This is a genomic window from Acinetobacter sp. TR11, assembly GCF_027105035.1.
In the GTDB taxonomy this organism is placed as follows: Bacteria; Pseudomonadota; Gammaproteobacteria; order Pseudomonadales; family Moraxellaceae; genus Acinetobacter.
Window position 1 is genome coordinate 519,968 of the sequence record NZ_CP114256.1, and the last position, 18,513, is coordinate 538,480.

Annotated in this window: 24 protein-coding genes; 10 read left to right on the forward strand and 14 right to left on the reverse strand. The window is 37.7% G+C overall.

The genetic code is table 11. The features are described from left to right. Window positions 1-283: 283 nt before the first annotated feature. Complete coding sequence (locus tag O1450_RS02475) at window positions 284-2,296, forward strand: CARDB domain-containing protein (protein WP_269230395.1); 2,013 nt, start codon at window positions 284-286, stop codon at window positions 2,294-2,296. 231 nt (window positions 2,297-2,527) lie between these two features. On the opposite strand, the gene O1450_RS02480 is transcribed toward O1450_RS02475, so the two are convergent. Next, window positions 2,528-2,863, reverse strand: coding sequence for a TIGR01244 family sulfur transferase (locus O1450_RS02480; protein WP_269229573.1), 336 nt, complete (start codon window positions 2,861-2,863; stop codon window positions 2,528-2,530). A gap of 123 nt (window positions 2,864-2,986) precedes the next feature. Between O1450_RS02480 and O1450_RS02485 the strand changes: the two genes are divergently transcribed. From O1450_RS02485 to O1450_RS02495, 3 genes are read left to right on the forward strand one after another with little or no spacing between them, the layout of a single operon-like run. After that, window positions 2,987-3,883: an alpha/beta hydrolase gene (locus tag O1450_RS02485; protein ID WP_269229574.1), complete on the forward strand. Its 897-nt coding sequence runs from the start codon at window positions 2,987-2,989 to the stop codon at window positions 3,881-3,883. Further along, window positions 3,884-4,321 carry a thioredoxin TrxC gene (gene trxC / locus O1450_RS02490; RefSeq protein ID WP_269229575.1) on the forward strand — a complete coding sequence of 146 codons (438 nt, stop codon included), beginning with the start codon at window positions 3,884-3,886 and terminating at the stop codon, window positions 4,319-4,321. 1 nt (window position 4,322) lies between these two features. After that, on the forward strand, window positions 4,323-4,736 hold the full coding sequence (locus tag O1450_RS02495; protein ID WP_005214645.1) for an acyl-CoA thioesterase: 414 nt from the start codon (window positions 4,323-4,325) through the stop codon (window positions 4,734-4,736). A 48-nt stretch (window positions 4,737-4,784) separates the two neighbouring features. Here O1450_RS02495 and O1450_RS02500 read toward each other — a convergent pair whose 3' ends face one another. Together O1450_RS02500 and O1450_RS02505 are read right to left on the reverse strand one after the other, a co-directional pair. Beyond that, window positions 4,785-5,279, reverse strand: a complete 495-nt coding sequence (locus tag O1450_RS02500; protein WP_004664935.1) for a DUF4442 domain-containing protein — start codon at window positions 5,277-5,279, stop codon at window positions 4,785-4,787. Between the two features lie 14 nt (window positions 5,280-5,293). Beyond that, on the reverse strand, window positions 5,294-5,782 hold the full coding sequence (locus O1450_RS02505; RefSeq protein WP_004655922.1) for a YajQ family cyclic di-GMP-binding protein: 489 nt from the start codon (window positions 5,780-5,782) through the stop codon (window positions 5,294-5,296). A 90-nt stretch (window positions 5,783-5,872) separates the two neighbouring features. On the opposite strand from O1450_RS02505, the gene O1450_RS02510 reads away from it, so the two are divergent. Continuing rightward, window positions 5,873-6,187: a rhodanese-like domain-containing protein gene (locus tag O1450_RS02510; RefSeq protein ID WP_004664933.1), complete on the forward strand. Its 315-nt coding sequence runs from the start codon at window positions 5,873-5,875 to the stop codon at window positions 6,185-6,187. Window positions 6,188-6,256: 69 nt separating this feature from the next. Here the strand turns inward: O1450_RS02510 and mnmC are convergent, their stop codons facing one another. Genes mnmC through O1450_RS02530 form a run of 4 tightly spaced genes read right to left on the reverse strand, consistent with a single transcriptional unit; the run spans window position 6,257 to window position 9,579 of the window. After that, window positions 6,257-8,167 carry an FAD-dependent 5-carboxymethylaminomethyl-2-thiouridine(34) oxidoreductase MnmC gene (gene mnmC / locus O1450_RS02515; protein ID WP_269229576.1) on the reverse strand — a complete coding sequence of 637 codons (1,911 nt, stop codon included), beginning with the start codon at window positions 8,165-8,167 and terminating at the stop codon, window positions 6,257-6,259. A 17-nt stretch (window positions 8,168-8,184) separates the two neighbouring features. Beyond that, window positions 8,185-8,637 (reverse strand): hypothetical protein, encoded by a 453-nt coding sequence (locus O1450_RS02520; protein ID WP_269229577.1) that lies wholly within the window; start codon window positions 8,635-8,637, stop codon window positions 8,185-8,187. A 3-nt stretch (window positions 8,638-8,640) separates the two neighbouring features. Then, entirely contained in the window at window positions 8,641-8,943 is a 303-nt protein-coding gene (locus tag O1450_RS02525) for a YciI family protein (protein ID WP_269229578.1), read from the reverse strand. Window positions 8,944-8,967: 24 nt separating this feature from the next. Continuing rightward, window positions 8,968-9,579: a septation protein IspZ gene (locus O1450_RS02530; RefSeq protein WP_269229579.1), complete on the reverse strand. Its 612-nt coding sequence runs from the start codon at window positions 9,577-9,579 to the stop codon at window positions 8,968-8,970. Window positions 9,580-9,624: 45 nt separating this feature from the next. Between O1450_RS02530 and O1450_RS02535 the strand changes: the two genes are divergently transcribed. Next, on the forward strand, window positions 9,625-10,476 hold the full coding sequence (locus O1450_RS02535; RefSeq protein ID WP_269229580.1) for a PHP domain-containing protein: 852 nt from the start codon (window positions 9,625-9,627) through the stop codon (window positions 10,474-10,476). Between the two features lie 107 nt (window positions 10,477-10,583). Here O1450_RS02535 and O1450_RS02540 read toward each other — a convergent pair whose 3' ends face one another. The 3 genes from O1450_RS02540 to radC form a co-directional block, all read right to left on the reverse strand. Beyond that, window positions 10,584-11,324, reverse strand: coding sequence for a hypothetical protein (locus O1450_RS02540; protein WP_269229581.1), 741 nt, complete (start codon window positions 11,322-11,324; stop codon window positions 10,584-10,586). A 54-nt stretch (window positions 11,325-11,378) separates the two neighbouring features. Then, the gene (locus O1450_RS02545) at window positions 11,379-12,290 is read right to left on the reverse strand and encodes a bestrophin family protein (RefSeq protein WP_269229582.1); all 912 of its coding nucleotides are present in this window, start codon (window positions 12,288-12,290) and stop codon (window positions 11,379-11,381) included. A gap of 65 nt (window positions 12,291-12,355) precedes the next feature. Then, window positions 12,356-13,069 carry a RadC family protein gene (gene radC, locus O1450_RS02550; protein ID WP_269229583.1) on the reverse strand — a complete coding sequence of 238 codons (714 nt, stop codon included), beginning with the start codon at window positions 13,067-13,069 and terminating at the stop codon, window positions 12,356-12,358. 110 nt (window positions 13,070-13,179) lie between these two features. Between radC and coaBC the strand changes: the two genes are divergently transcribed. Beyond that, window positions 13,180-14,436, forward strand: coding sequence for a bifunctional phosphopantothenoylcysteine decarboxylase/phosphopantothenate--cysteine ligase CoaBC (gene coaBC / locus O1450_RS02555; protein ID WP_269229584.1), 1,257 nt, complete (start codon window positions 13,180-13,182; stop codon window positions 14,434-14,436). A gap of 19 nt (window positions 14,437-14,455) precedes the next feature. On the opposite strand, the gene O1450_RS02560 is transcribed toward coaBC, so the two are convergent. After that, window positions 14,456-14,944, reverse strand: coding sequence for a hydrolase (locus O1450_RS02560; protein ID WP_269229585.1), 489 nt, complete (start codon window positions 14,942-14,944; stop codon window positions 14,456-14,458). 279 nt (window positions 14,945-15,223) lie between these two features. Here O1450_RS02560 and O1450_RS02565 point away from each other — a divergent pair, with 279 nt between their 5' ends. The 3 genes from O1450_RS02565 (at window position 15,224) to O1450_RS02575 (ending at window position 17,242) form a co-directional block, all read left to right on the forward strand. Next, window positions 15,224-15,601, forward strand: a complete 378-nt coding sequence (locus O1450_RS02565) for a cytochrome b562 (RefSeq protein WP_269229586.1) — start codon at window positions 15,224-15,226, stop codon at window positions 15,599-15,601. A 203-nt stretch (window positions 15,602-15,804) separates the two neighbouring features. Next, the gene (locus O1450_RS02570) at window positions 15,805-16,647 is read left to right on the forward strand and encodes a bifunctional transcriptional activator/DNA repair enzyme AdaA (RefSeq protein WP_269229587.1); all 843 of its coding nucleotides are present in this window, start codon (window positions 15,805-15,807) and stop codon (window positions 16,645-16,647) included. Continuing rightward, entirely contained in the window at window positions 16,634-17,242 is a 609-nt protein-coding gene (locus tag O1450_RS02575) for an alpha-ketoglutarate-dependent dioxygenase AlkB family protein (protein WP_269229588.1), read from the forward strand. Before O1450_RS02570 ends, O1450_RS02575 begins: the two co-directional genes overlap by 14 nt. Window positions 17,243-17,301: 59 nt before the next feature. Here O1450_RS02575 and secB read toward each other — a convergent pair whose 3' ends face one another. Genes secB through O1450_RS02590 form a run of 3 tightly spaced genes read right to left on the reverse strand, consistent with a single transcriptional unit; the run spans window position 17,302 to window position 18,476 of the window. Then, window positions 17,302-17,760 (reverse strand): protein-export chaperone SecB, encoded by a 459-nt coding sequence (gene secB, locus O1450_RS02580; RefSeq protein ID WP_004664141.1) that lies wholly within the window; start codon window positions 17,758-17,760, stop codon window positions 17,302-17,304. Window positions 17,761-17,787: 27 nt separating this feature from the next. Next, window positions 17,788-18,048 carry a glutaredoxin 3 gene (gene grxC / locus O1450_RS02585; RefSeq protein WP_004664142.1) on the reverse strand — a complete coding sequence of 87 codons (261 nt, stop codon included), beginning with the start codon at window positions 18,046-18,048 and terminating at the stop codon, window positions 17,788-17,790. 11 nt (window positions 18,049-18,059) lie between these two features. After that, window positions 18,060-18,476: a rhodanese-like domain-containing protein gene (locus tag O1450_RS02590; RefSeq protein WP_004664144.1), complete on the reverse strand. Its 417-nt coding sequence runs from the start codon at window positions 18,474-18,476 to the stop codon at window positions 18,060-18,062. Between the last annotated feature and the right edge of the window lie 37 nt (window positions 18,477-18,513).

An 18,513-nucleotide genomic window follows, 5' to 3' on the forward strand; every position in this document is an offset into this window, starting at 1 on the left:
GGTTGGGGGTGTTTTTTATTCGGGGGAAAGAGGTAATTATCTTGTCAAAACTAAGTTATTAAATTTTAATTTGCATTACTATTCATAATTTGAATTTATTAAAATTTTTTAAATAGTAGTCTCGTTTTATTTGAATAATTTGATTGAATTCACTTTAATATTTTTTACTTCGAGTTAATGTATATTTACATGAAAACTATATTGTGATTACATTGGTTATATTTTTATAATGAATAATCTAGCTCCATTTTGTGAGCTTGATTGGGGATAAAAAGCAATGATGATGAATAAAAAACAACTGACTTTGAAGCTGTCAGCTATTACTGTGTCAATTTTATTGGCAAGTTGTGGGGGCGGCGGTGATGGATATTATGGTTCGTCTTCAAGTAGTAGTGGCTCAGGGACTGGGACAACAAACCCGAGTACTGGAGAGGCTGTAAAAGCTGTAAATATTAGTGCGGTTCAATTGATTGATCGGAATGGTAACTCAACTCAAGCGATTGCAGCAGAAGGAGTGATTGCTAAAGTAAAAGTAACTGATCAAACAGGTAAAGGTATTAGTGGAGCATTAGTTACATTTACAGTGACTGGCGGTGTTGTTTTAGGCAGTTCTAATGGTGCGGTATTAACTAACACGGATGGTGAAGCGAGTATTTCTGTTAAACCTGAAAATATTAATACAAATGGTGCTTATCAAATTTCTGCAATTGCAGATTTTGGTGGTACTATCGCATCAACAAAAGCGCTTAATTTTTCTCTACAAGCAACCAATATTATTTTAGTAGATTTGATAGCAGCTAGTACTCAACTGGAATCAGGTGGCTCAACAAATATCACGTTAAAAACTCAAGATGCAAATACGAAAATTAATCAAAATAATGTCAATGTAGAGTTCACTGCAACATGTGGTAAATTTGAACCAGCAACAGTTGTTTCATCAAATCAAGGAAGTGTTACAACGTCTTATAAAGCGATAGGTTCTGATGGGAAGCTCTGTACAGGCACACAGAAAATTTCAGCAAAAGGTTTAAATATCCCAGAAGTTACACTTAATGTTAGTATCAAAGCACTGCAAGCCAATTCATTGGTTTATACATCTAATAAAGTTAATTTAGGCATTAAAAAAAGTGGCTCAGCATCATCGGGTCAAATTGAATTTAGTTTGTACGCAAATGGTGTACCTGTAGCAGATCAAGATATTTTAATTGAGAAAGTGCAGACACCAGAAGATTTATCGTTTGTATCATTTGGCAATCGTAGTAACAAAACTATAAAAAGTGATTCGAGTGGTAAAGTGATTGTAAACCTCTATCCAGGAGATAAACCTGGACCTGTTGAAATAAGAGCGACTTTAGTTTCAGACACAAATGTTTCAGCTGTATCTAAAGATGTATCTGTATCCACTGGCCGTGTAACTCAAAATGGTTTAAGTTTATCTGTATCAAAAAACTCATTACAAAATACTATTGATGGGGATACTGCTACGATTACTGCACGAATGGTGGATCGTACTGGAAATCCAGTCCCAAATGGTACAGTCATTAGCTTTGTCTCTGAAGGTGGTAAAGTTGACCCAAATTGTTCATCTGTGAATGGGATATGCTCGGTAACTATAAGTACTCAAAACCCACGTCCTTTAGATAATCGTATAACCGTTCTAGCTTATGTTGAAGGTGATAAATCATACATAGATAAAGATGGTGATAATTTGTATACGGCAGGTGTAGATGCACTGACAGATATATTGGGTAATAATACAAATATTGGTGACTTTTTCAGAGATGATAATGAAGACAATATTTATAATAATAACTTAGGTGAATATTTATATAGACGCAGTGCAGGAACAGAGTCTTGTGTACCATCTACGGTACTCCAACCTAATATTGCAAAAACCTGTGATACTAATCTAGATGCTATTCTTCGCCAGCAATTATTATTTGCTTTTGCAGAAAATAGGGCAACATTTACGAATGTTAATGCAAGTAATGGTTTGTTATCTTTCCGTTTGTATGGAAATACAATGCAAAGTGTTCCAATGCCAACAGGTTCTACGATAAGTGTTACCGCTGAAGATAATACTAAAACTAATGATTTATCTTGCTCTGCTGAGTTAGTACAAGGGAGCTCACCTGTTGCTAGTGTATTCGACCTTACAACGCCAACAACTTTCAAAAATAGTACGCAAGTTTTTTATGGTTACCGTTTGAAAGAATGTGCAGTAGGTGATACTTTCAAAGTATCAGTAGCAGCTCCTGATGGTCACGTTTCAACGATCTTTGTTGCTTATCAATAAAAATAGTTTTTATATTTAAAAAAACAGCACTCCAGTGCTGTTTTTTTATAGTGTAGTTATTCACTGGCAGATACAGTTGGACTAATTTGAAAAGAGTTACAGGCTGAAAGAAGATATGAGACATAAAAAATAGAGAGTTTTGTTATGGTTCTTTATTTAGTGTAAAAGAACCATATATCTTATAGACAGACGGATTTCACTATTTTGATCAGGTGAGGAAATATAATGAGTTCAATCATCCAATAAATCCATCTGCTTTGCTAATTGGTATAGGTTATTAGAGCGATTACCTGTGCGACAAAACATTAAAATAGGTTTTGGCAATTCGTTATAATGATTTGCAAATGTACGAACATCTAACTCTGTGATCTGACCTGCAACAACTGGTTGGTAAACATAATCTAGACCAGCATTACGTGCTGATTCTTCAATTTGAGCACTCGTTGGTTGCTCTGGACCGCCTTCCATATCGGGACGATTATTAATAATAGATTTGAAGCCTTTTTCGACAACTTGATCTACATGCTCAGGGCCGATTTGACCTGCAAAACCAACATTTTCTGACATCTTGTCACTCCAAAAATAAACAAAACATTTTATGCTCTATCATAGCATTAAGCTTGATCTTGAGTTTAAATGTCTGTAGCAAATAAATGATGATAAGTAATAAGATAAAGCATTGGAGCGCGCATGCACACCTATACAGTTGAGCCGTTGTATGTTCCTAGTGGCGAAGAAACCATAGCAGCAGATTTCTACCTACCAAAGACCAATATTAAAGCTGCTGTAATTCTTATGGCACATGGATTTGCTGGATTACGCCAATTTAAATTAGTTCAGTATGCACAACGTTTCGCTAAAGCTGGCTATGCTGTCATTTTATTTGATTATCGCTATTGGGGGGGGAGTACAGGAAAACCACGTGAATTGGTTTCACTCGGTGCTCAACTAGATGATTGGAAAACCATTGTTCAATATGCTTCGAATTGTAAATTAATTGATAGTCGACGTATTATTTTATGGGGAACTTCTCTAAGCGGTGGATATGCGCTTAGTTTAGCCACTGACCTTAAAAATATTCAGGCCGTGATGGTACAAGTGCCTTATGTTGATGGTGCTGAAACAGCAAAATTATACCCATTACAGCGTTATCCAGAGGCTTTGAAGCGTTCTAGCCAGGATTACATGGGGTCTAAGATGGGTTTAGTACCTAAAACTTTGCCAGTTGTAGATCAGCATAAACTATGCTTTTTACCGACCTCTGATAGTTATTATGGTTATCATTCGATTGTAAATCCTGACTATTATTGGAGTGGTGAAGTTCCTGCACGTGTATTTTTTAATTTAATGCGTTATCGTCCGATTCAATTTGTACGCAAAATTAATATCCCTGTTTTGTTTATTGCTGCGAAACATGATTCTTTGATTCCAATTGAATCTAGTCGTGAAGCCGCTACAAATATTGCACCATTTGTAAGCTATCATGAGTGGGAAATGAAACATTTCGATATTTATCACGGTTCTTGGTTTGAAAAAGCAGTCACAACCCAATTAGAATTTTTACATCAACATATCGGAGTGATGTAAATGATCATTGTCTGTGCATCCTGTGGTGCAAAAAATCGTGTACCTGAAGAAAAATTAGCAGTTCATCCAAACTGTGGGCAATGCCATCAACCATTATTAACGTTAGCGCCAATTGAATTAAATGAACAAAATTTTAGCCATTTCATTAGTCATTCAGATCTACCTGTACTTATCGATCTTTGGGCAGAATGGTGTAATCCTTGTAAAATGATGGCACCTCATTTTGCTGAGGTTGCCAAACATAATCCTCACGTTGTGTTTGCTAAAATTGATACTGAAGCAAACCCCCGTTTAAGTGCTGCATTTAATGTCCGCAGTATTCCGACTTTGGTCTTAATGGATAAGACGACTGAATTGGCCAGAATAAGTGGTGCATTACGTACACCAGAGCTACAGCAATGGTTAAATCAGCAATTACAGCAACATCAAGGACATTAACATGACTGAACGTTCAAATCATCCAGAAGGAGTTTTATCCTTGCAGAATATTGCTATGCCAGCAGATACAAACTGGAGTGGTGATGTATTTGGAGGATGGATTGTTTCACAGATGGATCTCGCAGGAGCGATTCATGTTGAGCGTTTGAGTAAGGGACGATGTGCAACAATTGCGATTAATGAAATGACGTTCCTTGTGCCTGTTAAGGTTGGAAATGTGATTAGTTGCTATACTAAAATTTTGAAAGTCGGTAATACTTCCGTACAGGTGCAAATCGAGGTATGGAATAGTCACGACAATTCGCGTGATCCGATTCGAATTACTCAAGGTGTTTTTACATTTGTTGCTGTTGATGTGAATGGTAATAAAAGACAAATCTCAGAACAAATTAAGCAAGATTTTTTAGCAAGCTGATAAAACAATAAAGCCCAAATTTAATTGGGCTTTATTTTAAATCTAAGACTATTTTTTACGTTTTGGCAGCCAAGCCCAAAGCATTTGACATTGAATTGGTTCGTTACCAGAATCGTCAATTACGGTCACAGGAATCAATAACTCGCCTTTGTCATGTTCAGCAATAAACTTTTTTTGGTCTGCTGACAAGCTTGCTGTAGCAGTTAAACCACCTTGCGCAACTTTTAAATAATCGACATGCAATGATTTAATCAACAAAATACGATCATCTGGGATATGTAAGCCCGTTAAAAAGCCCGTTGCAGTTTCTGCTAATAAAGCCATTGCTGCTGCGTGAACCCCTTTAATATGATTTTGCATATTACGTTGGTTTTCAATGCGCACAGTGACATGGTCTTTATCAACTTCTAAATAACGAATATTTGCTGTTCCCACCATAGGAACAACACGACCAAAAGCTTTACTCCATAGCGTACTACGGATACTTTTTGGAAATTTAGAAGTGGTTTTAACCAGCGTATAAAGACGGTTATCTTTTGCCATAGTGAACCTAATGCTTAGTCTTTGAAATTATTAAATTGAAGTGGTAGACCAAATTGTTGTTCACGTAAAAAGTTCATGACCTGTTGCAATGTATCGCGCTTTTTATCTGTGACACGGATTTTGTCTCCTTGGATAGAAGATTGCGCTTTGATACCACTTTCTTTAATGGCTTTATTAATTTTTTTTGCGGTATCTGAGTCAAGTCCATCTTTCAGCTTGATCACTTGGACCACATTTTTACCAGAAGCAGTGGCTTTTTGTGGATCTAAAGCTTGTACATCAATCTTACGTTTATAGAAGTGATTTTCAAGCATGGTATAGACTTGTTCGCATTGGAAGTCACTTTCAGTTGAGATTTTGATTTCTTTATTTTTTTCATTTAACTCAATTGAAACGTCTTGTCCACGGAAGTCAAAACGTGTTGCAATCTCTTTTTCTGTATTTTGTACAGCATGATTGACTTCAAATAACTCTAATTCAGAAACAATATCAAAAGAAGGCATGGTTAGACCTTTACAAAGGGAAAGAATATTTGAGATGCTAAGGGTGTTTTCTTCATTTGCCAAGTGTTGTTTACATCAAAGGAGTGCACAATGATCCGTAAACAAGAAATTACAACATTTGAGTTCCCAGAAGGCGCTGTCATTTGGGATGTCCGAGATGCCAAAGCTTATGCAGAGGCACACGTCAAAGGGGCGTTAAATCGTCCAATTGCTGAAATTAATGCGGATAGTTTGACTCAGGTTGCAGCGGATCAGCCGATTTATATTTTATGTGGTGGTGGTAGTAAAGCACCACGCGCAGCAGAGCTTTTAGACGGTTTAGATGATTCTCGTGAATATGTTGTATTGATGGGCGGTACACGTGCAGCACGTGATGCTGGCTTAGCTTTAGAACAAGGCGCATAGATCAGTTAAATTTGCCAAAATACTTGGGTATTTTGGCAAATTTAAAGAATGAACAACTAAAATAATAATTTACCCAGAATAATAAGGTTTTTTAGCTTTTAATTTCTTTTGAAATCTTTGAGGATTTAATTTATCCAATAAACTTTGAGGAACTGGGCAGAGTTCACCTAAAATTAGTGCCGCTAAGATTTCACTACATAATGGCGCAAATAAAAAACCTTTCGATCCTAAACCAGCAAAAGTATAGATTTGATCAAGATTTTGTATTTTCCCAAGTAAGGGGAAATAATCTAAACTTTGTGCGCGAACTGATGCTCTTCCTTGCCAAGTCTCCAGCTTTGGAAGTTGTTCGGCATATTGAGGGAAGACACTGTGGATAAGTTCGTAGTTATGCACATGGTCTTCAGTTAGCACTTCTGCATCATCCCGATTGGGATAAAAAGATGCACCGAGAATTAACTGTGAAGCATCCAGTTGTATGCAATAGCCGCCATAACTATAAGCTTGATCCAGTGCTAAAGGCCGCTGGCTATTCTCAACCCAGCTGACTTGTCCTCGAATTGGCTTTAAGACTGGATAGTTTTCGATGAGTTCAGCACTTTGTTTAGCACAACAGACAATCGCATGATCCGTTATGGCAATTTTTTGTTGGTCATGCCAGAGTGTAACTTGACTACCATTCGACTCTAATCGAGAAATTTTTACTTTTTCTATTCGAATATTAGGATGTTGTAAAATCTCATCACGTAATTGATGAGGTGAAACTGCGCCAGCTTCATGTAAGGTCAGACTTGGAAGCTCTGTTTGGGGAAGGCATTCAAGCGTTGTATTTGCAGTTAAAACATTTTCAGGATATTGCTCAACCAGCCCTAGCAGTTCATCTGCATTTTTTAATGCAATCTGCTCTACTTGAATCGGTCTAAATGCCTTAAAACGAGGATAAAAATTCAACGCATGTTGCCAACTCAAGGTCATCAAGTGTTCATGCGCCTGTTCAATTGGGCATAGTTTTGGATTGAGCAACGCCAAGGGATTGCCAGATGCTCCTGAAAGCGGCTCATTTTGCTCGTAGATCGCAACTTGATGTCCTCGTTGAGCAAATGCCCATGCTGAGCTTAAACCTGCGATTCCTGCACCAATAATCGCAATATGTCGCTGTACAGATGCTGAGCTTGTTATTTCAGATTCATTTTGAATCGTTATGTCTTGTTTCGAATCGGCGGTGTCTGTTTCTTCTTGTGAAGCATTTAGCCAAATAGCTTTGAGCATTTCTCGTTTATGACCAAAACCTCGTGGACGGCTGATTTGAATGCCGTGTTGTTTAAGCCCACGTTTTAATATGCCTGCGACACTAAAGGATGCGAAAGTTGTTCCAAAATCAGATAAACGCACCATGTGATCTAAGACATTTGCTTGCCACATATCTGGATTACAAGATGGGGCAAAACCGTCCAAAAACCATGCATTCACTGCTTGAGTTTTGGGAATAGTTGGAAAAATATCCTGAGCATCCCCTAGCCATAAATCAATGCTAAAGCGTTCATCAGGAAAGCTTAAACGATGGCAGCCTGCGATTGGCAAGGGATATTGCTGAATCAATTTTTCTGCTAAAGGTTTGAGTTCTGTCCAAACATTGAGTGCACGGATCAAATCAGCTTTATTTAATGGAAATTTTTCAACGCTGATAACATGTAAATGGCTGTGATTATCTAAGCGAACTTGTTGCCAGAGTTGCCACAAGGTCAAAATATTGAGTCCTGTACCAAAACCAGTTTCACCTACACAGAAATATTGATGATCGTGTAATCGGGAGAGGCGTTCGGTTAAATCATTGCCATTTAAAAATACATGTCGGGTTTCAAGTAAACCATTGTCTTTAGAAAAGTAAACATCACCGAATTGCTTAGAAATAGGAATTTCGATGTCATCGACTATTTCCCAATCTAATTCAGCAGTTTGTAATTTAGATGAGTGAGACATAAATAAAAATTATATTTTTACCACTGGCGACGACGTTTGGTGTAGACATAGCTCGCAATAAAGAAACCTAGAATGACACCAACTGCAATGGTCATAGCACCATACAAGAACATTTGAGCACTGCGCTCACTTTGTAAAACTTGAATCTGAACAGTAAGATTGTCATTTTTGAGTTGTAATTCTTGATTTTGCGAGAGCGCTTCAAGATTGGCGTTTTCAAGTTGTTTTAAGCGATTGGCTTGATCTTGAACCAATGCTTTGACTTTGGCTTCTTGTTGCTGTTTAGCCTTTGCAATTTGTTCAGCAGTTAAGGGCTTAGCAGTTGCCGTAGCAACAGTGGTGGGAGCTGTTGTTGAGTTTGGTTTAGCTTGAACAGTTGTTGTCGGTGCGACAGCTGGTGTTGGTTCAACAGCCCAGACTGATGAACTTATTAAGCATAAGGCGAAAAAGCTTTTGGTGGCAAAGTGCATGATTTACCCTTTTGGAAAAGCTTTGTTGAAAGGTTTTACGTCAATATTTGAGTAAATTCCTTCTTTTAAAAAAGGCTCTTCCTGAATCCAACTATCTAGTGCTTCACGCGTGTCAAATTCAACAATAATCGTACTACCTAAAAAACCTGCTTGTGGGTCATTTGGATCTTTAGGATGAGCGCCAGCAGCAATTAAACGTCCTTCATCATCTAGCTTTTGCAATCGTTCAATATGTTGTGGACGAGTTGCTAAACGTTTTTCTAAGGTACCTTCATGATCAGTACAGGTTAGGACAAAATAAGGCATGGCAGTCGCTCAATGATTCAAAATTCAGTCGGTGGTTTTAAAATGCTTTCTTAAGAAAAATAGTATAGCAGCAAGGTAACTGATAGAAACGATAATATCGCCGAAAGCCGTGAATTCGCCCCAATATTTGCCTTGCATATAGACGAATCCAAAGAAAAAATGTAAAGCGGCAAGCAAAAAGAATTGTCCACACCACGCTAAGTTCAACTTCATCCAGCCTTGATGACTTAACTCGAGTAATGAACCAAGAAGCTTTTTAATAATCGGGGTACGTTCTTTATTGAATAATGGGGTAACTAAAAAACCTATTCCGATACCGACATTGATGATGATCGCTTTCATTTTAATGTAGGTCACATCACTGAATACGAGTGTGATTCCACCAAAAATCACCGACATTACAACAATAAACCATTGCATTTTTTCCAGTTTAAATTTCTGGAAAAAGAACAAACAACCGTAAACAACAAGCGTTGAAATTAAAAGCGCACAGGTTGCAACAAGAATATGATTTTGATCGGTATTTCCAGCACTACCAACAAGCTCTAATAAAGGATGGTGACTATCTTTTGGATCAGTGGTTTTATAAAAATAAAAGAAGATAATAATCGGCAGATAGTCGAGCAACGCTTTCATGTTACAGTACGATGATGAAATAGGTCAGATAGCATAATACAAACCATGTTCGGTGTCGATTTACATACACATACCCACATTTCAGATGGTACATACTCTCCAGAACAATTGGTAGAGGCGGCTGTTGACTTAAAAATACATACACTTGCGGTCACTGATCATGACACGATGGATGCTTTAAGCCGTGCCAAAAAACATGCTCAAGACTATGATATTCAAATAATTTCTGGTACAGAAATATCTAGCCAATGGTCACGACCGAATACCAAAAAGAGTTATGGTGTACATATTGTGGCACTGAATATGCAAGATGAAGCACCAATACGAGAGATGCTTGAAAATCAGAAAAAAGTCCGTGCTGAGCGTGCCAAAGTCATCTGTAGCTTATTACAGAAATGTATTGATTTTGATATTTATCCTGATGTGGTTGCCAAAGTCGATGGGCAAGCAGACCGTGTAACACGAACGCATATCGCCAAAGTATTGGTAGAGAAAAATATTGTCAGTCGTCCGCAACAAGCATTTGACCGTTTTCTTAAAGAGGGTAAAAAGGCTTTTGTGAAATTTGATGGCATTGGACTCAAAGAAACCATTGATGTGATTCATGCGAGTCAAGGCTTCGCTGTTTTAGCACATCCAACACGTTATGATTTATCTGCCACTAATATTCGTTATTTGATTGAGTTATTTGCTGAATCGGGTGGAGATGCTGTTGAGCTTCCTCCGAGTGTAGAACCCGCTTCAACACGTCAAATGGTCGATCGAATGATTCAGCAGTTTGATTTGGCTGTTTCAATCGGTAGTGATTTTCATGGTGAAAATATGCCGTGGATTAAACTGGGCAATACACCTAGAGTGAAAGAAGGGCAGAAAGGGATTTGGGAAAGTTTTAAATAGTCTAAAAATGAAGAAAATAGAATTATATTTAATCATCATCTTTTTGATCATTATTCTATGGGGCATACAATGGATGTTTCATGGTTTTGCATGATGGTTTGTTTAATTTAAAAATCAATCTTTGCTGCTGTCAGTATTTGATCAATCATTAAATACTGAGTTTGATTACAACTGAATGAAATGTCATCAGTGTATTGGAACTTTAATTTAAAAGAATGAATCTGAGTTTCAATATCTAAATGGTGCTGTATATTTTTTATTTCTTTATATTGTAGGCGTATTTTTTCAAGATTTTTATTAATCAATTCTACATGATTAAGAAAAAAATGAATTTCACGACCCGATTGAGCTTTGACAGTAAGACCTAAATCAAAAATAAAAGCACTGTGTTGAAATGAGCGAAAAATGACTGGCTGATTGATAAAATCATCTAATAAAAACTTATGTATTTGAGAAGAAAATAGCCGTTGATAAAAATAGGGTCTTCGTGTTTCATTCGGTGTAATAATTAAAAAGTTTTTTGATACATCTTGATTGATCTTTTCTTGGGTACTGATTTTGATCTCAGTAGAGTAATTGCTATGTTCAGAAGGAAAAGAATCAGTCATTTCACCCCTAAACTCAATAAAATTTCTAAAAATTAGATCTTTTGCAACCATTAACCGAGGTGCGTATATTGAGATTAGATAATAAGCTAGTAACATCCAAAAGAATAAGTTCTTCTTTTCTAAAGATAAGAATAGGGGGGCTAGTGGGAAACAGATTAAAAATATAATGGTATATAACACAGAATCCTGATTCATTTCAGGAATAAAAGGTAGTCGAGTAAATTTTGAGAGTTTTTTCATTTCAATAGACGAATTATTTTAATTTTTCGCCAATATAAATGAAAAGATCATAATTTACAATAAATTATGATCCTGTGCCTGAATTGGTGGAGGGGTTGGGCGACCCAAAGTTCCCAGTAATTCAATTTCAATTGAACGCACCATCGCATCTAAAGGCAAGTCATTGCTTTGTGTTCCAAATGGTTCTTCAATTTCTGTACTTAAAGCATCTAATCCCAAAAATGTATAAGCCAAAATTCCGACTAAAAGCGGGGTCACTAGACCTAATAAAGACCCTAAGCTAAACGGCAGCATAAAGCAGAAAAAATACACAGTACGATTCAGTAAAACAGAGTATGCAAATGGAATCGGGGTATTGGCAATACGATCACAGCCTGTTTGCATTTCACTTAAGGCCGCGACATGGCGGTTCATTTGAGTATAGATAATATCTGATATTTCACCTTCTTTCATGGCTTGTAATAGTTCCCATTGAATCAGGCTTAAAGTGTATTGTGGTGCATTATGTTGCTGATAAAGTTGAGTGAGTGCTTGTTGGCTCAAGCCACTGGTTTCTGTGAGTTCAGTTGGATTGGCTGTTTGATGACGCAAACGATCACGCAACACATTCGCAAATACAATCACATTTTGAATAATACGTTCACGGCGAGCCTGAGTTAATACACGACAGTCGCGATCAAAATGACGTGACGTTGCGATCAAAACCCCCCAAAGCTTACGTGCTTCCCACCAACGATCATAACAAGCGGTATTCTTAAAACCTAAGAAGATCGAAAGCACTACCCCGATCAGTGTAAAGCCAACCAAAGGAATTTCTGGAAAACGGTATAACTCTACATATTCAATACCCCCAATAATGGCAGAGATGAGCATGACGAAACCGAGAGAGGGTAAAATTTTAGGTAAAATCGTCCCACGCCATGAGAATAAAACTTTAAAAATACTCGGTTGATCACGCACAATCATGTTATTTGAATCATTAATTTTATATGTTGATGTTCGGGTTAGATTTGGGCTTTGTCAAGATGAGATTACTTGATTTTAGTGGGGTTGAGGAGTTGTTGTTCAGAAAATGAAAAATGATCCTCTGCTGAAATAATAAAATGATCAATCAGATTAATTTCCAATAGTTTACAAGCTTGTTTGAGTTGCTGCGTCAGATAAATATCTTCTGCTGAGGGTTGAGCAATGCCAGAGGGATGGTTATGTGCAACCACAATTTGGCAGGCTTGTTGTTGTAAAGCATAACGTAAGGTTTGATTCAGTGAAACGCTACATGAATGATGTGAACCAAAAAAGAGTTTTTTAAAATGTAGTTTTCTTAGCTCAGCATCTAAACACAGTACAGCAAATACCTCCTGTTTTTCACCTTGAAGTTCATAGCGTAAGTAATCGAGTACTAAGCTTGAGGTATCTAGACATAAACGTTGTTGATGAAAATAATTATGTAGGTAACGTCGTCCTAACTCTTTGACGGCCATCAATTGGGCATATTTGGTGGATGCAATTCCATTAAATTGGGATAAGTCTTCAAGTGATGCATCAAAAATTGGATTCAATCCACCAAAATGTTGAATCAAAATCCGAGAAAGTTCCACCGCGGAGTGTTGCTTTGAGCCTGAGCGTAGAAAAATAGCCAATAGTTCTGCATCAGATAGGCTTTGTGCGCCTTGTAATAATAAACGTTCGCGTGGGCGTTCTTGTTCAGGCCATGCTTTGATAGATTGTCTTATTGGTTGATTCATTTTTATTCACGTAATTTTTTTATGATGATGATTTTTCCAAGTACATCACTTGGGTATGATCGTATTTAATGCTATTGTGAGCGCCACTGCAACAGTAAGGTATCCTGTTTGTGAGCTTTGATCTAAGTGTTATTCCACATAAAAACATTATATTAGCGGTTACTGGCGGTATTGCTGCTTATAAAAGTGCGATTTTAGTACGCCGTTTAAAAGATTTTGGTTTCGATGTTCGTGTCGTAATGACGCATGGCGCACAAGCATTTATTACACCGCTCACTTTCCAAGCTTTGTCCGGTAATCCTGTACATACCGAATTATTGAATCCTGAAGCAGAAGCAGGCATGGGACATATCGAATTGGCGCGTTGGGCTGATCTCGTCTTGGTTGCACCTGCAAGTTGTGACAGCATTGCAAAATTTGCCAATGGTTTGGCTGATGATCTATTAAGCACTTTATATTTAGCAACCAAAGCACCTGTTTGGGTTGCACCAGCCATGAATCAGCAAATGTGGGCAGCCAAAGCCACTCAGCGTAATCTGCAAACCTTAGTTGAAGATGGTGTGCATGTGATTATGCCTGATGCGGGCGAGCAAGCATGTGGTGATGTTGGCTTAGGGCGTATGCCTGAGCCTGAAGATTTAGCACATCAAGTTGCCGCTTATTTTCATAAAGCACAACGTGCGATTGCTGAAAAGTTTGGTTTGTTGGCAGGTAAACGAGTCACTATTACAGCTGGTCCGACACGAGAAGCAATTGATCCTGTTCGTTATATTTCCAATCACAGTACTGGTAAAATGGGTTTTTCACTAGCAGCCGCTTGTTACGCAGCTGGTGCAAAAGTCACTTTAGTTGCAGGTCCAGTCAGTTTGGATACACCGAATGGTGTGCAACGAATTAATGTCAGCTCTGCTATGCAAATGCTCGATGTCAGTATGAATCAGCTCAAAGAGGGCTGTGACATCTTTATTGCAACTGCGGCGGTCGCCGATTATCGCGTTGCTCAAGTCGCAGAACATAAGATTAAAAAAGCAGGTGATGAACTTGCAGTCGCTTTAGTGAAGAACCCAGATATCGTGGCGACCATTGCAGAGCAACAACAACGTCCATTTATGGTTGGTTTTGCGGCAGAAACCCAAAATGTTGAGCAATATGCAGCAGGAAAATTGGTTGCTAAAAAACTCGATATGATTGCGTGTAATGATGTATCACGTCCAGATATTGGTTTTGCTTCAGATGAAAATGCGATGACGGTTTTCTTTGCGCAGTCTTACCATATGCAAAAACGCGAATTAGAGAAAGCTTCAAAACAAGAGATTTCACAACAATTGGTGGAGTCAATTGCGGATGCATTACGGCGCCGTTTATAGAATGGATCAAGGGAGTGTTTTACACTCCCTTCTTTTTAAGTTTCAAAATAATCAACCAGCATAAACTGCCTAAAATGGCACTGAATAGGCAGCCATAAAAAATAATTGAATAAGGAATTAAGCCTAATAATGGTTTTTGTAATATCCACGGATAAAACAAATAAACATCATGATGCATGAAGGCATCTAAGAGAATATGACTAAAACTACCGATATACGCACTGATCGCAGCAGTTTTCCATGAGATACACCATTTTCTATGACTTATAATTGATAACCCCCATTCACTGATGGGTTTACCGATCAGGAGAGCAATACTACCTATGAGAGTCGCACCCATTAAATTATGTGTATATAGGTGTAAATATTGCCAACCGTAAATCAAACCCAATAAAGGTTCAATATCCATTAAAACCTGTGTACCTGCAAAAATCATCATGCTAAATCGTTGTTGACCAATTGCTTTACAACAACAGCCAATTCCTAAGTGTAAAGGTGTGATCGGCATTTCATTCGCTCTTATTATGGTTCTTTATCTGGATCTGCCATCATAAAGTAGGACAGTAACGTTATGGATAACATCTTCTATGGAACAGATCATGGCGTGTGTGATTAAAATGTCTACATCCTATGACTGCACACATCTCCTTTTATTAAAATGCAACGAAATCGTTGCATTTTTTATGTATGCTAAAACAGCGCCGCAATATATGCGGCCAAATCAGAGTTCAATAAGTTTTGCTTCTGATCAGCCATCTACAGCCACAGTTTTCGATAGGATATCTTGATGATTAAAAAAACTTTAGCCACCGTGATTATGTTTTCTTCTCTTGCCCTTAGCAGCACCGTTATGGCTGCGGGTTTACATGATGATATGAAAGCTTTAGGTAAAAACTATAAAGCGTTTAACCAAGCTAAAAATCCACAAGCAGCGACAACGGCTTTAAATAATATGCGTACTGCCGCAGTGCATTCAAAACAATATAAATTGGCAGCGAATACGACGGATAAAGTCGCAACTTCAGGCGTTTTATTTGATCAAATTATTGTTGAGATTGATAAGGCTAAAGTACTTGTGCAAGCAGGTAAATTAGCTGAAGCAAAAAAACAAGGCAAAAAAATTGCCGAGTTACGTGATCAGGGACATAAATACTATACACACTAATCTCATCGAGATGATTGATGAGTCATCCCTTGTAATGAGCTAAAGTATTTTATGTTCTATCTTTTAAAAGCTGTGCTTGAATGAGCGCAGTTTTTTATTTGTACAGAGAGAAGGATAAACAAAAACTTAAACTTAGCATGATTCAGATTTTCACTGCATTTTAAAATTGATACAGTGAAAATGTGAATGATGAGAGGTGGTCTATGTCCTCACAACAACATTATCAAAAAGTTGCTCAAGCAATTGCTTATATTCAACAAAATTTTCAGCAGCAGCCACAACTTGAAGAGGTGGCAGCTCATATTCATTTGAGCTCAGCACATTTTCAGCGTCTATTTACGGAATGGGTGGGGACGAGCCCTAAGAAATTTTTACAATATACCAGTATTGAATATGCAAAACAGATTCTGAAGCAGCAACAGGGCAGTATCTTTGATGCGACTTTTGCCACAGGTTTATCGAGTACCAGTCGATTACATGATCTTTTCCTTCAGATTGAAGGAATGACGCCTGCTGAATATAAAAATGGTGGTGCGGCTTTAACAATTTCTTATCAATTTGCAGAAACTTTGTTTGGTGAAGTCTTGGTCGCTTCAACATCCAAGGGGATTTGTGCTTTAACATTTGTGGAAAATCCAACAGAAGCTTTGCAGCATTTAAAAGCGCAATTTCCTAAAGCAAAGTTTGTCGCTCAATCAGATTCACTTCAGCAAAGTGCTTTGGCACTGTTCCAAATAGATCAAAATCACTTGGCTAAAATTAAATTACATTTAAAAGGAACTGCATTCCAGTTGAAGGTTTGGCAATCTTTACTCAAAATTCCAATGGGTCAACTCACGACTTATGGAGAGCTTGCAAAATCGATTGATCATCCTAAAGCTTCACGTGCGGTGGGTACCGCAATTGGTAGTAATCCGATTGCTTTCTTGATCCCATGCCATCGTGTGATTCAAGCTACAGGTGCATTTGGTGGATATGAATGGGGGCAGTTGAGAAAAACGGCAATGATTGCTTGGGAGGGCGTACATACCCATGCAACTATTTGATATTGATGCAGATCCAAGTCACAACTATTTACCCTATCAAGGCACTGTTCAATATTATGGAAAAGTGATTCCAAATTTGAGAGCAGACGATTATTTTGACAAGCTCATGCAAAATATTGCATGGGAAAATGATCAAGCAATCATTTTTGGGCGAAAAATCATCACCAAAAGAAAAGTGGCTTGGTATGGTGATCAGGCATTTGAATATACCTATTCAAATATCAATAAATATGCATTGCCTTGGACAAAAGAATTACTCGAATTAAAGGCACTTGTCGAAAGCTTAACAGGTGAATCATTCAACTCATGTCTGCTCAATCTTTATCACACAGGAGATGAAGGTATGGCTTGGCATAGTGATGATGAAACAGATCTTAAACGAGATGGTTCAATCGCTTCACTCAGTTTTGGTGCAGAAAGAAAATTTGCGTTTAAACATAAACACAGTAAAGAAAAAGTCGAGTTGTACTTAGAGCATGGTAGTTTATTGGTCATGAAAGATACAACACAAAGCTACTGGCTACATCGTTTACCACCAACTAAGAAAGTGACCACACCTAGAGTTAATTTGACTTTCAGAACAATTGTTGATTGATTATTTGATAATAAAAAAGGACTGAAAATCAGTCCTTTTTAATACAATGATCAGCTTGATTATGCTTGACCCTGTGCGTCAGCATCCGCTTGTAAACGTTGCATGTTTGCTTCGAACTCAGCATCAAAGTTAATTGGTGTAAGTAACAATTGTGGGAAGCTACCCTTAGTGACTAAGTCATTTACAGACTCACGTAAGAATGGGAATAGAATATTTGGGCAGTATGCACCTAAGATGTAAGGAAGGCGATCTTCTTCTACACCATCAATAAGGAAAATACCTGATTGAGTTACATCAACGATGAACGCAGTTTCATTTTCATTATTTGCTTGAACCACAACTTTTAAAGACACTTCATAGTGTGTTGGATCAATTTTTTCTGCTGAAGAAGATAAATTGATGTTGAGTTCAGGCTGCCATTGTTTAGTAAATACTTGCGCACCAGGAACCTCAAAAGAAATGTCTTTTGTATAAATACGTTCTAACGCGAGTTGTGGTTGAACTTGTTCTTCGCTCATTGTTTTTCCTTAAATCTTGGAGTGTTGTTAAGCTAATAATTGGTCGAGTTTACCTTCACGCTCTAAAGCATAAAGTTGATCAAAACCACCGATAAATTGATCTTTGATAAAAATTTGAGGCACTGTACGATGATTTGTACGTTGCATTAACTCAATACGAACTTCAGGGGCTTCGTTGGAAAGATTAATTTCTTTATAAGCAACGCCTTTACGCTCCAATAATTGTTTTGCGCGTACGCAATATGGACAAGAAAGCGTTGAATAAATTGTGACGTTTGAGGTTGTCATTTCATCTCTCCTTAAGCTTTGGTTTTGCTTTTCACTAAAGGTAAGCCTTGAGCTTTCCAGTTGCTAATACCACCATCTAAACGATAGCTATCCGTATGAGCAACTTTTTGCAATGCAGAGCCTGCAACTTGCCCTAAGTTACAAATAAATACCAATGGACGATCACTTGCTTTTAACTCATCAATGTGACTAGTGATTTGGCTATATGGAATATTTTGACTACCACTGATATGGCCATCACGGAAATCTTTCGCATCACGTAAGTCGATCAACATGGCATTTTTTGCCTTGACCAAAATACCAAGTGATTGTGGTGAAATTTTACGACCATTACGTTGTCCTTCTAAAATAAAGAACAACACAATTAACACGCCGAGCGCACCAAACAAGAAGGGGTGATTCCCCATAAACTCTAACCAGCGTTCCACAAGTCACCTAAAGTTAAAATCAAAATTGACCCTGAGT

Bases quoted from the DNA above. Each gene is read 5' to 3' on its own strand.
- O1450_RS02475 (WP_269230395.1), top strand. From the start codon at position 284: ATGAATAAAAAACAACTGACTTTGAAGCTGTCAGCTATTACTGTGTCA.
- O1450_RS02480 (WP_269229573.1), bottom strand. From the start codon at position 2,863: ATGTCAGAAAATGTTGGTTTTGCAGGTCAAATCGGCCCTGAGCATGTA.
- O1450_RS02485 (WP_269229574.1), top strand. From the start codon at position 2,987: ATGCACACCTATACAGTTGAGCCGTTGTATGTTCCTAGTGGCGAAGAA.
- trxC (WP_269229575.1), top strand. From the start codon at position 3,884: ATGATCATTGTCTGTGCATCCTGTGGTGCAAAAAATCGTGTACCTGAA.
- O1450_RS02495 (WP_005214645.1), top strand. From the start codon at position 4,323: ATGACTGAACGTTCAAATCATCCAGAAGGAGTTTTATCCTTGCAGAAT.
- O1450_RS02500 (WP_004664935.1), bottom strand. From the start codon at position 5,279: ATGGCAAAAGATAACCGTCTTTATACGCTGGTTAAAACCACTTCTAAA.
- O1450_RS02505 (WP_004655922.1), bottom strand. From the start codon at position 5,782: ATGCCTTCTTTTGATATTGTTTCTGAATTAGAGTTATTTGAAGTCAAT.
- O1450_RS02510 (WP_004664933.1), top strand. From the start codon at position 5,873: ATGATCCGTAAACAAGAAATTACAACATTTGAGTTCCCAGAAGGCGCT.
- mnmC (WP_269229576.1), bottom strand. From the start codon at position 8,167: ATGTCTCACTCATCTAAATTACAAACTGCTGAATTAGATTGGGAAATA.
- O1450_RS02520 (WP_269229577.1), bottom strand. From the start codon at position 8,637: ATGCACTTTGCCACCAAAAGCTTTTTCGCCTTATGCTTAATAAGTTCA.
- O1450_RS02525 (WP_269229578.1), bottom strand. From the start codon at position 8,943: ATGCCTTATTTTGTCCTAACCTGTACTGATCATGAAGGTACCTTAGAA.
- O1450_RS02530 (WP_269229579.1), bottom strand. From the start codon at position 9,579: ATGAAAGCGTTGCTCGACTATCTGCCGATTATTATCTTCTTTTATTTT.
- O1450_RS02535 (WP_269229580.1), top strand. From the start codon at position 9,625: ATGTTCGGTGTCGATTTACATACACATACCCACATTTCAGATGGTACA.
- O1450_RS02540 (WP_269229581.1), bottom strand. From the start codon at position 11,324: ATGAAAAAACTCTCAAAATTTACTCGACTACCTTTTATTCCTGAAATG.
- O1450_RS02545 (WP_269229582.1), bottom strand. From the start codon at position 12,290: ATGATTGTGCGTGATCAACCGAGTATTTTTAAAGTTTTATTCTCATGG.
- radC (WP_269229583.1), bottom strand. From the start codon at position 13,069: ATGAATCAACCAATAAGACAATCTATCAAAGCATGGCCTGAACAAGAA.
- O1450_RS02560 (WP_269229585.1), bottom strand. From the start codon at position 14,944: ATGCCGATCACACCTTTACACTTAGGAATTGGCTGTTGTTGTAAAGCA.
- O1450_RS02565 (WP_269229586.1), top strand. From the start codon at position 15,224: ATGATTAAAAAAACTTTAGCCACCGTGATTATGTTTTCTTCTCTTGCC.
- O1450_RS02570 (WP_269229587.1), top strand. From the start codon at position 15,805: ATGTCCTCACAACAACATTATCAAAAAGTTGCTCAAGCAATTGCTTAT.
- O1450_RS02575 (WP_269229588.1), top strand. From the start codon at position 16,634: ATGCAACTATTTGATATTGATGCAGATCCAAGTCACAACTATTTACCC.
- secB (WP_004664141.1), bottom strand. From the start codon at position 17,760: ATGAGCGAAGAACAAGTTCAACCACAACTCGCGTTAGAACGTATTTAT.
- grxC (WP_004664142.1), bottom strand. From the start codon at position 18,048: ATGACAACCTCAAACGTCACAATTTATTCAACGCTTTCTTGTCCATAT.